This window comes from Rhizobium sp. Root491 (assembly GCF_001427205.1).
GTDB classification, from domain to species: domain Bacteria; phylum Pseudomonadota; class Alphaproteobacteria; order Rhizobiales; family Rhizobiaceae; genus Agrobacterium; species Agrobacterium tumefaciens.
Genome location: NZ_LMFF01000012.1, coordinates 339,567 through 351,943, shown reverse-complemented (window position 1 = coordinate 351,943; position 12,377 = coordinate 339,567). Strand labels below are relative to the sequence as shown.

Sequence of the window (12,377 nt, the reverse complement as noted above, 5' to 3'; positions counted from 1 at the left end):
TGGCTTCAGGCTAAAAGCTTGCGGCGCGTCGCTTTCCAGCCAAGACAGATTGCCGCAACAAGCAGGGCGAGTTGAGCGACAAGGAATGGTGGTTCGTTGCCGTTCGGAGCCAGTGCGTTCAGTGCCTCGACCTTGAGAAAGGACTGAACGATCAGCACGAACATATTCAGATAAAGGCCCATCGTGGCGGTGATCGAATAAACAGTTCGCGCCCTGCCATTGAGACCGTATCCGTAAAGCGCGACCAGCGCGACCGCCAGAATGATGGTCGAGATGATGCCGACGCCGAGTGCCGGTGTGAAGTTGCCGATTGGAAACAGAAAGCCGGTGAGCGTTGTGGCGAGCGTGGTGACGAGAAACAGCGCCATCATGCGCGGCATCCATCGCCCTGCCGCATAAGCGGGCAGGGCGATCAATCCGGTTACGATGCCTATGAGGCTCAAGGCAACGTGCAATGTCGTGAATTGGGGAATGGTCAGTCCGAGGATCATGATGCGTCTCCCTCTATTCAGTTTGGGTTGCACCATACCGGCTGGCGGCATGTGCATGCGATAGATTGGGCCTCAATGCAGCGCGGGCCGCAAGGAAATTTTCAAGGTCTGCCGTATCCGGCAGGGAAGGAATGGTCAGCGTCTCGCCCAGATCAAGCCCGGCCAGGGCTGCATCCACCATCTCGTGGGCATCCATGACCATGGTGGCGGGAATGGCGTCGAGACGTTCCTCTTCCCAGATGGCCGTGCGGGTGATGCCCGGCAGGACACCCTGAACCCGAACGCCGGAAGGGGAAAGCTGCGCGTGCAGCGCCTCGGTGAAGGCAAGCACAAAGGCTTTGGTCGCCGGATAAACGGCGGTAAATGCCGCCGGCATCAAGGCCGTGACCGAGGTGATATTGATGATCGTGCCCTTTCCATCTGCTGCAAGACGCGGTGCGATCGCCGCTGCAAGCCGGGTGACGGCAAGGATATTGAGATTGATCATCGTCGTGACATGGGCCGGGTCCAGTTCCGTGATAGCGCCGTCTCCGGCAATACCGGCATTGTTGACGAGACCGGTGATCCGCCGGTCCTCGCGCAGCCGTGCCTCTACCCTTTCGAGGTCTTCCGCCCGTGAAAGGTCTGCTGCCAGAACCTCGACAGCGATCTGGTGATCCTTTTCCAGCCGCTCGGCCAGCGTCTTAAGCTTTTCGGCGCGTCGCGCCACGAGGATAAGATCGTGGCCGCGTTTTGCCAGGCGCTCGGCATAAACAGCGCCAATGCCATCGGACGCGCCGGTGATGAGAAACGTATTCTGTGTCATGTCCCGTGTTTCCTTTGTCTGATGGTTTCAGGCGTTGATGAAAGCAAGAAGGTCGGCGTTGAACCGGTCCTGATGGGTCTGTGTCAGTCCATGGTCGGCGCCCTCATAGACCGTGAGGGTCGCATGTTTGACGATCTTGACCGTGGAGAGCGCCGAAGCGCCGATCGGCACGATCTGGTCGTCGTCGCCGTGCAGTACGAGCGTTGGCTTGTCGAAAGCCTTCAGGTCCTGATGGAAATCGCTTTCCGAAAAGGCGCGGATACTGTCTAGCTGGCCCTTGAGGCCGCCCATCATGCCCTGCCGCCAGAACTCCTCGCGAATACCTTCAGAAATCACAGCACCTTCACGGTTGTAGCCGTAGAAAGGAATGGTCAGATCCCTGAAGAACTGGCTGCGATTGTCGTAGGTACCCTTGCGGATGCCGTCGAAAACATCGATCGGCAGGCCGATGGCATTGCTTTCCGTCTTCAGCATCAGCGGCGGTACTGCGCCGATGAGGGCGATCCTGGCGACGCGGGCCGTACCATGGCGGCCGATATAGCGCGTTACCTCGCCGCCGCCGGTGGAATGACCGACGAGAATGATGTCGTGAAGATCGAGCTGTTCGATCAGCTCTGCCAGATCGTCAGCATATTGATCCATGGTGTTGTTGTGCCAGACCTGGTCGGAGCGGCCGTGGCTGCGGCGATCATGGGCGATGGTGCGGAAACCGTTATTGGCAAAGAATACCATCTGCGCGTCCCATGCATCGGCACTGAGCGGCCAGCCGTGGGAAAAGATGATGGGCTGGCCGTCTTTCGAACCCCAGTCCTTGTAGAAGATGTGCGTTCCGTCTCTGGTGACTATCGTTGTCATGGCTCTCTCTCCTGTTGCGGGTGGTTTGCTTGCGTCCTGTGGGAATAGAGATACTCTGGAGACAGCCGGGGCTGGATTGGCGCTTCTGACAGAAAACGAGCCGAAACTGACAAAACGGGGATGTGGGGCATGGCGGGTGTTGCGGGAAGTGCGCTGGAAGTCGGTCTGGTTCTCTACCGGGACTGTCAGGTCGCCATGGTGCACGGCATCACGGATCTTTTTGCCATCGCGTCGGTCTTCTCAGAGGATCGTGGTGGGCCGAAACTGCGCGTCAGCCACTGGAGCATGGGTGAGGGCGGTGAGTTTTCCCGTTGTCATGACACCGAGCCGGGCAGGCCGGGGCATCCCGATATCTTCGTCGTACCCGGCCGGCTGACCGGGCCAGCCGAAATCGACGAGGCCGGGCCCTATGCCCGCTGGCTGCTGGACCGGCATGCGCAGGGCGCGACGCTGGCCGCCAGTTGCGGAGGTTCCTTCATCGTCGCTGCGACAGGTCTTCTGGCCGGCCGCCCGGCCACTACCCACTGGCTGTTTGCGGAACGGTTTCGCGAGCGCTTTCCCGATATCCGCCTGGAGATAGACAAGATCGTCATCGAAGACGGCGATATCATCACGGCGGGTGGGCTAATGGCATGGACCGATCTTGGTCTGCGCATTGTTGACCGGCTGCTTGGGCCTTCGGTGATGATCGAGACCGGTAAATTCCTGCTGATCGACCCCTCCGGTCGGGAGCAGCGACATTACAGCAGTTTCGCGCCGCGGCTGACGCATGGCGACGAGCCTATCCTGAAGGTGCAGCACTGGCTGCAGGCGCGTGCCGGGCGGGCGACCAGTGTCTCCGATATGGCCGCACATGCCGGGCTTGAGGAGCGAACCTTCCTTCGCCGCTTCAAGGCCGCCACCGGTATGAAGCCTATCGAATATGTCCAGCATCTTCGTGTCGGCAAGGCGCGGGAACTGCTGGAATTCACCCGTCGTTCGGTAGACCAGATTGCCTGGTCGGTGGGATACGAGGATGCCGCTGCCTTCCGTCGTGTATTTCACCGTATTCTCGGCCTCTCGCCGGGCGAGTACAGAAACCGCTTTTCCAGCGGTTCGGCCATGGTGGCCGCCTGAGGGCAAATCCCGCTGTTGCGACATTGCCGCTTCGCAACGAGGTTGGTGCGAGAAGCGCGGCCCTTGCAATGTGGCGGGTGTTTGCTAACATGCCAGACAAGTTTAAAACAGGTGGGCCGGAATGGACGTTGAGAGCAGCACGAAGCCGGGAATATCGCTCGCGGCGAAAATCAGCTCCGCATTGCGGCGGGATTTGTCTGAAGGCGTGTTCCGTCCCGGCGACCGTCTCCCGAGTGAGAGCGCGCTGACACGCGAATATTCCGTCAGCCGCACCGTGGTGCGGGAGGCCATCGCCATTCTGCGCGCGGATGGTCTCGTAGAGGCCCGCAAGGGAGCGGGCGTTTTTGCCATCGAGGTGAAGCCGGCCAAGGAAGTGCCTTTCAATGATCTCGCCGTGGGGCGGATCTCCTCGGTAATCGAACTGCTGGAATTGCGCACCGTCTTCGAGGTCGAATCCGCAGGGCTTGCGGCATCGCGCCGATCCGCCGTGCAGGTGGAGTCGATTGTCGATGCGCATCGGCGCGTTGGCGACTGTCTCGCCGCCGGGTTGCCGACGCGGGATGCCGATTTCGAGTTCCATCTGGCCATTGCACAGGCGACGCAGAACAGGCGATTCCCCGAGTTTCTTCAACTCATCCGCTCCGGCATCATCCCGCGTGGCGAATTACAGGGGGCGGCGCCCGGTTCCCGTCCGAAGGACTACAATCTTCATCTCCAGGAGGAGCATGCGAAGATCGTTGACGCCATCATCGAAGGCGATGCAGATGCTGCCCGCCAATATATGGCGGCGCATCTGCGCGGTAGTCTTGAGCGCTACAAGGTGCTTTTGCGCTCCCGTACAGCCGCTGAATAACTAGGAAATTTCAGCTTTCTCAGCAGGTTAAGCGCTCGCCCGTCGGTAGAAAGCCAGAGAGGCGGCAAGCGTCAAAAGTGCGCCGCCGCAAATGCGGTCGAGCCATAACGCCCCTGACTTCCGCAACAGTCTGACGGCCTGCGAGCCCAGCAGGGCATATCCGAACATGACGATGAAATCGATGCCGGCAAAAACCAGCGCAAGCACCGCATATTGCTGGATCTGCGGTGCTGCCGGATCGATGAATTGCGGCAGGAAAGCCGAAAAGAACAGATATCCCTTGGGGTTGGTCACGGCTACAAGGAAGCTTTTGAGGAAAATCGAGCGGGCGGAAGTGGCCCCGGAAGTGTCTGCCGATTGAAGAGCGCCATCGAGCGAGCCTCTGGAGCGCAAAAGCATGGCGCCCAGGAAAGCAAGATAACAAATGCCGACCCATTTGACGACGCCGAACCAGAACTCCGAGGCGGCGAGCAATGCTCCCAATCCCAGTGCAACCGCGCCGATCAGGACGAAATCGGAGAGTACCGCGCCGGCCATACCTGTCAAGGCGCGGCGAACCCCGAAACGCGAGCCATTCGCAAGCGCCAGCAAAACCGTCGGGCCAGGTGTGGCAATACCGATAAAGGCAACTATCGCAAATGCCAGAAGTGTCATTTCCGCCATCTCTTCCTCCCCCTTGAAGCAGGAGATATGCCGGTGCCAGACCGGCATCTCCCAGGCAGTTCGAAGCGAAGAATACAGGCTTTTGTCATCGCGGCAATATGTGTGATTCCTTTCTCCGGCAAAGCAAAGAACCGCTAGATTTCGGATGAAATCTCGGTCTTGAAAGGCAGCGTTGTTGCCTGCTTCAGTCATTTTCCAAGCCTGCCACAGGACCAATTTTATCGGCATATGCTTGACAGCCATCTACACCTGTGACAACTTGCGAATAGTTGTCAGACAGGATTGCGCCTTTGTTATTTTGTGCAATCGACTTCTGGCAAGGGAGGAACCATGCCAAAAAGACGCCTTTCGCTGTATGGCCTGTCCGGCCAGATCGGAAGTATTGCGGTCACGCTGCTCGGATTGCTGCTGCTGACCTTTTTCATCGGCCGCCTGATGCCCGCTGATCCGGTGCGGGCCATCGTCGGCGAGGACGCGACCCGCGAAACCTATGAGCAGGTTTACCATGCGCTCGGTTTCGACCGTCCGCTCTGGCAACAATTCATCTATTATCTCGGCGATGTGTTCACCGGCGATTTCGGAACCTCGATCCGCACGGGCCAGCCCGTCATCCAGGATATCATACGCGTCATGCCGGCGACGATGGAGCTTGCGACCTTCGCGATCCTGATCGGTGCCGGCCTCGGGATTCCCATGGGGGTTTATGCCGCCGTCAAGAAAGACCGCTGGCAGGACCATTTGGTGCGGGTGCTCAGCCTGTTCGGCCATTCCATGCCGATTTTCTGGACCGGTATGATTGCGCTGATCGTTTTTTACGCTCATCTCGGGCTTGTCGGCGGCGGTGGCCGCATGGACCAGTTCTATATCGGTCTCGTGGAGGAACGAACGGGCTTCCTGCTCATCGACAGCCTGCTGGCGGGCGATATGGAAGTCTTCTGGTCGGCCATCAATCACCTCATCCTGCCCGCCGCTCTGCTTGGTTATTCATCGTCGGCCTATATCACCCGCATGACGCGCAGCTTCATGCTCGACCAGCTGGGCCAGGAATATGTGACGACTGCGCGCGTCAAAGGCCTGTCGCAACGCCAGACGGTGTGGCTGCATGCTTTCGGCAATATCCGCGTGCAGCTCGTCACCATCATTGCCCTTGCTTACGGCTCACTGCTGGAAGGCGCTGTCCTTATCGAGACCGTCTTCGCCTGGCCGGGCTTCGGCCAATATCTCACCAGCAATCTTATCATCGGCGACATGAATGCCGTGATGACCTGCGTGCTTATCGTCGGCGTCATCTTCATCGGGCTCAATCTCCTGTCCGACATTCTGTACCGCTTTTTCGATCCGAGGACCCGCTGATGACGGCTCGTGCAGAAACTTCCTTGCGTCTTCCCGTGCCTTTGAACGCGCTGAAGAACATCATTGTCTTCCTGCTGAAAAGCCCGACATCGGCCTTCGGCCTGGTGATATTGCTGCTTCTCGTCATCGCGGCGATTTTCGCGCCCTGGCTTGCGACGCATGATCCTTACGTGCAGGATCTCGCCAAGACGCTGCAGCCGCCCGGTAACGGCCATTTCTTCGGCACGGACGAGCTTGGACGCGATATTTACAGTCGCCTTCTGTGGGGCGCGCGCATCACTCTCACCATCATCTCGCTGGTGTCGATCATTGTCGGTCCGGTCGGTCTGCTGGTCGGCACGGCCTCCGGTTATCTCGGCGGCAAGTTCGATACGGTGATGATGCGCATCACGGATATTTTCCTGTCGTTCCCGAGCCTCATCCTGTCGCTCGCCTTCGTGGCCGCGCTCGGACCCAGCCTCAACAATGCGATCATCGCGATCGCGCTCACCTCATGGCCGCCGATCGCGCGGCTCGCACGCGCCGAAGCGATGACATTCCGCAAGGCGGACTACATTGCCGCCGCAAGGCTTCAGGGTGCTTCGCCGCTGCGCATCATCATAAAATCGATCATGCCCATGTGCCTGCCTTCGGTCCTGATCCGTCTGACACTGAATATGGCGACCGTCATTCTGACCGCCGCAGGCCTCGGCTTCCTAGGCCTTGGCGCGCAGCCGCCCCTGCCGGAATGGGGCGCGATGATCGCGACCGGACGCCGTTACATGCTCGACAGCTGGTGGCTCGTCACTTTCCCCGGCGTTGCGATCCTTTCTGTCAGCCTCGCCTTCAACCTTCTGGGTGACGGCCTGCGGGATGCGCTCGATCCGAAGCAGATGAACCGGAAATAGGGCCATGGAAAAACCAATCCTCGACGTCGAAAATCTTCGCATCCGTTATGGCGGTTCGCCCACCGAGGCCGTGCGCGGCATCTCCTTCACCCTGGGCCGGGAGCGTCTCGGCATTGTCGGCGAAAGCGGATCGGGCAAGTCCACTGTCGGCCGGGCCTTGCTGCGCCTCCTGCCATCGGCGACAATAACGGCCGACAAGCTTGATTTTGATGGCCTCGATCTTCTGTCGCTCAGTGAGAAGGAGATGCTGAAGGTTCGCGGACGGCGCATGTCGATGATCCTTCAGGATCCAAAATTTTCCCTCAATCCCATCCGCCGTGTCGGCGATCAGGTGACGGAGACCTATCTGCGCCATTTCAAGGCGTCGAAATCGGAAGCCCGGGAAAAGGCGCTCGCCATGCTCGATGCGGTCAAAATCCGCGATGCCGCGCGCGTCTACGAGCAATATCCGCACGAGATTTCCGGTGGCATGGGCCAGCGCGTCATGATTGCGATGATGCTGCTTGCCGATCCTGATCTGGTCATTGCCGACGAGCCGACCTCTGCGCTGGATGTGACGGTGCGGCTGCAGGTTCTGAATATTCTCGATGGCCTCGTTCGGGATAGAGGCATCGGTCTCATCATGATCAGCCACGACCTCAATCTCGTGCGCAATTTCTGCGACCGGGTACTCATCATGTATGCCGGCCGGGTGGTGGAAACGCTTGCCGCGCGCGACCTCGATCAAGCGCAGCACCCCTACACGCGCGGCCTGCTCGCGGCGCAGCCGCGGATTGGCAGCACGCGTGCGCCACTTGCGGTGCTGGATCGCCGCCCCGAATGGCTGGAGGAGAAAGTATAATGGCCGTTTCCGTTGAAACCCGCGATCTCTCCATCACCTTCGGCAGCGGCCACACGGCGCTGAAAGTGCTGCCTTCTGTGTCCTTTCGCGTCGAGCCGGGCGAGTGTTTCGGTCTGGTCGGTGAAAGCGGTTCGGGCAAATCAACAGTGTTGCGCTGCGTGTCGATGCTGAATGATTTCTGGAGCGGCGAAATCCTCATCAATGGAAAGTCGGTTCGCGACATGCCGCTGATCGAGCGATGCCGCACGTTGCAGATGGTGTTTCAGGATCCCTATGGTTCGCTGCATCCGCGCCAGTCGGTGCGCACCGTTCTCGGAGAATCGCTTGCCATCCATAAACTGGGCGATCGTGAAGAGCGCATGCGCAAGGTAATTACGGATGTCGGTCTGCCCGTGTCGTTCCTGGACCGCTTCCCGCATCAGCTTTCCGGCGGCCAGCGGCAGCGCGTGGCGATTGCGCGTGCGCTGATCCTTGAACCGTCGCTGCTTCTGCTCGACGAGCCGACCTCGGCGCTTGATGTTTCGGTGCAGGCCGAAATCCTCAACCTGTTGCAGCGCCTGCGCGAAGAGCGCGGCTTCACCTATATCATGGTGACGCACGATCTCGCCGTGGTCGACCACATGTGCGACCGCTTCGCCGTGATGCTGCGCGGCGAAATCACCGAAATCCTGCCGCGTGAGGCCATCGCCGGCAATGGCGCGACACATCCCTATGCGCGCGAACTGATCGGCGCCTCGCTGGAATATGAAGGCGCATGACACCTCCCAAAGCGTGATCGTCCTCCTCCGGGGCATCACGAATAATAAAATCCTCCTTCCTTGCCCGGCCTTCAGTGCCGGGCAATCTTTTTTGGATGGCTACGGCGGGAGGGCGGGCCGCCAACTGCGCTTAGGCTGCTCACACAAGACCCCGGATCTCGTCCGGCGTGACAGAGTGCGGAGGCTTCGCTTGCGCCTAACACATTGGGTGAATGGAGCTTCATTACAGCAAAAAGGCGCGGGGTTAGCCGCGCCTTCTCCTACTCGCAGATATGGCAGCCGATCACCGCTCCTTGCTCACCTCTTCAAAGCGCGAGAGCCAGGGGCTGACGATCATACCCTTGATGTCGCTGCGGAAAGCGGCGGTGTCGACGACTTCGGAGAATGGCTGAATGGACATGACGATCTCGTCCATATAGGCCTGAAGGTCCTCGTAGAGCTTCGTCTGTTTCGCCACGTCGCGCTCGACAAGGGCTTCCTCGATCATCTTGTTCAGCTTTTCATCGAAGAAGCTCGTGCGCCAGCTCTGATAGTTGGTGAGCTTGGCGTCGTCCGCATTGTTCGGATTATAGGCGATGGAGCGCAGGTTGTTGTCCGGATGCGGCTGCTGACCGCCGCCGCCGCGGCCGAGAAGCAGTTCGAAGTTGCGCTCGCGCATGGCGCCGTAAATCTGGTCGCCGGAACCGCTGATAAGTTCGGCCTGGATGCCGGCCTGGGCCAGTGTGTTCTGGATTGCCGTTGCCGCTTTCATGAAGGGGTCTTCCGAGAGCACGCGCAACGTCGTCTTGAAACCGTTTGGATAACCGGCTTCAGCCAGAAGCGCCTTGGCTTTTGCGATGTCGAGCTTGTAGCCCTGATCCGGCAGCGCGCCCATCACACCGGTGCTGAGAGAGCGCTGATGCAGCTTGCCGTAATAGGGCATGACCGCCTTGTCGAGACCGTCGTAGTCGATCAGGTAACGCAGGGCTTCGCGCACTTTCTTGTTCGCGAAGCGCTCGTCCTTCATCGAAACGCTGAGGTAATAAAAACCGGAGCCGGGTGTGGATTCGATGGCGATGGTCTTGTCGGCTTCGAGCGACTTCAGGTCCGGCGCCTGCAGGGAGTAGGCGACATCGATGTCGCCCTTTTCCAGCATCAGCCGCTGCGATTGCGATTCCGGCAGATGGCGCATCAGGACGCGCTTCATCTTGGCTTTTTCACCCCAGTAATCGTCGTTGCGGGTGAGAATGATATATTCGTTGGATTTCCACTGGGTCAGCTTGAACGGGCCGGAGCCCGCCGAATTGAGCGTCAGCCACGCGCCACCGAGATCGCCGTCCTTTTCGTTGGCAAGCGCCGTCTGGCTGTCGATGATCGAGCCGGGCCCATTCTGTGCAAGGATCATCAGCAGCAGATTGGGATCATCAGGTTTCGGAATATTAAGCACGAAGGTCTGGTCGTTTTCGGCGACGAAAAGCTTGTCGGCATCCTCCAGCTTGAAACCGCGCGTTTTGAGGAAAGACGATTGCGCCAGATTGCGGGCGAGCAGACGTTTCAGGCTCCATGCCACGTCCTTTGCCGTCACGGCGTTGCCGGACGCGAACTTGGCGTCGGCCCGCAGGTGGAAGCGGATCGATTTCCGGTCCTCGGCGATTTCCCAACGTTCGGCAAGGCGGGGCTGGACGCTGCGGTCTTTGGGCGAAAGCACGACCAGCGTGTCGTAGATATTATTCAGAACCTGCACCGTCTCGCGGCCGGTAATGGCGGCTGGATCAAGGGTCAGGATATTGCTCATGGTCGTGGCGACGATGAGCTGGTCCTTCGGCGTTTCGGCAAAGACGCTGAGCGGCACGGCGCCGATCAGCAGTGCACCGAGGGCTGCGGTTGCAAGAAAATGTCTCATTTTTCCTCCCATACGGCCGGTTCATACGGCCTTCCACGTTTCGATCCGCGCGCCTGTTCCTCCACAGGCTTCGTGTGATCAGCCAAGAATGTCTCTGACCGGAGCGGCGAGCGCCCGGCCGATTGCAGCCGTTGCCGGCGCTTCCAGATGCACGCCATCCACTGGCGAGGCGCTGGCGACCGATCCGGCATCAAAGAAGTGATGCCCAAGTTCGACGGCGAGTCTGCGATAGAGCGGCGCAAGCCGTAGTGATTGTCCGATATCGCGGCCGCCCGCCGGTTCTCCAGCGGGGCCTGCGACGCAGGGCGGTGGCGCGACGATGAGAAGCTTAGGCACTGCATCTCGCGGCTTGTAGATGAAAGTCTCGACGATTTGCGCCAGCCGACGCATGCCCGAAACGGCGGCTTCCGCGCGACCGCCATGCACCGGCTTGATGTCGTTGGTGCCGAGCATGACGATGACGAGATCAAGCGGCATGTGGCACGAAAGCGCGACTTCAAGCGCTCGCACGCCATTGCGGCAGGCCGGGCCGGCATGGTCGTCATAACAGGTGGTGCGCCCGCCTAGCCCTTCGGCATGAACCTTCGCCATTCCGGAAAGCTCTGCCTCCAGCACCTCCGGCCAGCGATGCTCAGGCCGGTGGCGGAGACCCGTTGCCGGGTCTGCGCCCCAGGTGAGGCTGTCTCCAAAGGCGAGCACGGTTTTCATAGCCTTATCTCACCCGGTTGTTGTCGATGAAATCGAAATCGATATCCTCGCCAAGGCCCGGCCGGTCGGGAACGTGAACGAACCCATCGCGGTCCATCGGGTCGGACAAAGACTTCAGATAGTCGTGGCCGTCATCATATTCGAGGAAGGGATGCAGGAGGCCGCGCTCGTACCAGCGGCAATTCTTGGTGGCGGCGACCACATGCAGGTTCATGGCCGTATTGCCATGCACCTCGCATTCCATACCGAAGGCTTCGGCCAGATGCATGGTCTTGAGCGCCGGCGTGATGCCGCCGACATCGTTGACGCCGGTGCGAAGAATATCGCAGGCGCCGGCCTTGATCCATTCTGCGCGGTGCCAGTGCTTGCCAGCAGCACTTTCCGGGCCGACGACGGGAATATCGAGATTGTCGGCGAGCCACTTGTAGGAGGAGAGCGACTGCTCATCCATCGGCTCTTCGATCCAGTCGAAGCCGAGCTTTTCAAGGCCACGTCCCAATGCCAGCGCATCGGTGCGGGAATACCAGTGAAAGGCGTCGATCATCAGGCGGATATCGGGCCCGACCGCCTCGCGCACGGCCGCGCAGGCCTTGAGGTCCATCTTCACATCCGGCGCCCAGCTGACGGGCGGCATCCAGGTGTGAAGCTTGATGCCCTTGTAACCGCGCTTCACCAGCGTTTCGGCAAACCGGCCGTAGTCTTCAGGCGTTGCAAGGCCGCCTTCCAGCTCGTCCCCGCACATTATCGAGCCATAGGCGAGCACCTTGTCGCGATAACCGCCGATCAACTTGTATACAGGTTGTCCGAGGCTGCGACCGGCAAGGTCCCAGAGCGCGCAGTCCACCACCGCCAGCGTGCGGTCCGTCAGCTGCGCCGCCGAGCCGCGTTGCCAGTGAGCAAGGTCCTGCCAAAGGCGTTCCCGGTCGCGATAATCCTCGCCGATCAGCACCTTCTTGACGAATTTTTCGATGACATGCGGGCGAACGATTTCCGGCGCTGTGAAGGAATGGCCTTCTTGCCCGTCTTCCGTGCGGATGGTCAGCATGGCCTGTTCAACCTGATGCGCCGGACCCGGATGTGCGTGACCGGCACTATCCGAGTGCCGACGGGTCGTCGTGCGGAAAACACGGACCTCGACGTCGGTGATGATCATAATTCCTCCCTC

13 protein-coding genes are annotated in these 12,377 nt (G+C 59.9%); 6 read left to right on the top strand and 7 right to left on the bottom strand.

From position 1 onward, the window contains the following. Nucleotides 1–5: 5 nt before the first annotated feature. The 3 genes from ASD46_RS12525 to ASD46_RS12515 are packed head-to-tail and all read right to left on the bottom strand — an operon-like array spanning nucleotide 6 to nucleotide 2,151. Nucleotides 6–491, bottom strand: a complete 486-nt coding sequence (locus ASD46_RS12525; protein WP_003511169.1) for a hypothetical protein — start codon at nucleotides 489–491, stop codon at nucleotides 6–8. Between the two features lie 13 nt (nucleotides 492–504). Further along, nucleotides 505–1,296: an SDR family NAD(P)-dependent oxidoreductase gene (locus ASD46_RS12520; RefSeq protein ID WP_060642346.1), complete on the bottom strand. Its 792-nt coding sequence runs from the start codon at nucleotides 1,294–1,296 to the stop codon at nucleotides 505–507. Nucleotides 1,297–1,323: 27 nt separating this feature from the next. Continuing rightward, nucleotides 1,324–2,151, bottom strand: a complete 828-nt coding sequence (locus ASD46_RS12515) for an alpha/beta fold hydrolase (RefSeq protein ID WP_060642345.1) — start codon at nucleotides 2,149–2,151, stop codon at nucleotides 1,324–1,326. Nucleotides 2,152–2,280: 129 nt separating this feature from the next. Between ASD46_RS12515 and ASD46_RS12510 the strand changes: the two genes are divergently transcribed. Together ASD46_RS12510 and ASD46_RS12505 are read left to right on the top strand one after the other, a co-directional pair. Next, on the top strand, nucleotides 2,281–3,267 hold the full coding sequence (locus tag ASD46_RS12510; protein ID WP_035200579.1) for a GlxA family transcriptional regulator: 987 nt from the start codon (nucleotides 2,281–2,283) through the stop codon (nucleotides 3,265–3,267). A gap of 121 nt (nucleotides 3,268–3,388) precedes the next feature. Further along, complete coding sequence (locus ASD46_RS12505) at nucleotides 3,389–4,120, top strand: FadR/GntR family transcriptional regulator (protein WP_003511162.1); 732 nt, start codon at nucleotides 3,389–3,391, stop codon at nucleotides 4,118–4,120. Between the two features lie 27 nt (nucleotides 4,121–4,147). Here the strand turns inward: ASD46_RS12505 and ASD46_RS12500 are convergent, their stop codons facing one another. After that, complete coding sequence (locus ASD46_RS12500) at nucleotides 4,148–4,783, bottom strand: LysE family translocator (protein WP_060642503.1); 636 nt, start codon at nucleotides 4,781–4,783, stop codon at nucleotides 4,148–4,150. A 330-nt stretch (nucleotides 4,784–5,113) separates the two neighbouring features. Here ASD46_RS12500 and ASD46_RS12495 point away from each other — a divergent pair, with 330 nt between their 5' ends. The 4 genes from ASD46_RS12495 to ASD46_RS12480 are packed head-to-tail and all read left to right on the top strand — an operon-like array spanning nucleotide 5,114 to nucleotide 8,622. Next, a complete protein-coding gene (locus ASD46_RS12495) occupies nucleotides 5,114–6,136 on the top strand; it encodes an ABC transporter permease (protein WP_003500347.1) in 1,023 nt (340 codons plus the stop codon). Next, nucleotides 6,136–7,023, top strand: coding sequence for an ABC transporter permease (locus tag ASD46_RS12490; RefSeq protein ID WP_003511156.1), 888 nt, complete (start codon nucleotides 6,136–6,138; stop codon nucleotides 7,021–7,023). Before ASD46_RS12495 ends, ASD46_RS12490 begins: the two co-directional genes overlap by 1 nt. Before the next feature lie 4 nt (nucleotides 7,024–7,027). After that, on the top strand, nucleotides 7,028–7,864 hold the full coding sequence (locus tag ASD46_RS12485) for an ABC transporter ATP-binding protein (protein WP_060642344.1): 837 nt from the start codon (nucleotides 7,028–7,030) through the stop codon (nucleotides 7,862–7,864). Next, nucleotides 7,864–8,622: an ABC transporter ATP-binding protein gene (locus ASD46_RS12480; RefSeq protein WP_003511153.1), complete on the top strand. Its 759-nt coding sequence runs from the start codon at nucleotides 7,864–7,866 to the stop codon at nucleotides 8,620–8,622. Before ASD46_RS12485 ends, ASD46_RS12480 begins: the two co-directional genes overlap by 1 nt. Nucleotides 8,623–8,905: 283 nt before the next feature. On the opposite strand, the gene ASD46_RS12475 is transcribed toward ASD46_RS12480, so the two are convergent. From ASD46_RS12475 to ASD46_RS12465, 3 genes are all read right to left on the bottom strand, one after another. Next, nucleotides 8,906–10,504 carry an ABC transporter substrate-binding protein gene (locus ASD46_RS12475; RefSeq protein ID WP_025595510.1) on the bottom strand — a complete coding sequence of 533 codons (1,599 nt, stop codon included), beginning with the start codon at nucleotides 10,502–10,504 and terminating at the stop codon, nucleotides 8,906–8,908. Between the two features lie 78 nt (nucleotides 10,505–10,582). Beyond that, complete coding sequence (locus tag ASD46_RS12470; protein WP_013761684.1) at nucleotides 10,583–11,212, bottom strand: SGNH/GDSL hydrolase family protein; 630 nt, start codon at nucleotides 11,210–11,212, stop codon at nucleotides 10,583–10,585. 4 nt (nucleotides 11,213–11,216) lie between these two features. Further along, nucleotides 11,217–12,365, bottom strand: a complete 1,149-nt coding sequence (locus tag ASD46_RS12465; protein WP_003511150.1) for a mandelate racemase family protein — start codon at nucleotides 12,363–12,365, stop codon at nucleotides 11,217–11,219. Nucleotides 12,366–12,377 lie beyond the last annotated feature (12 nt).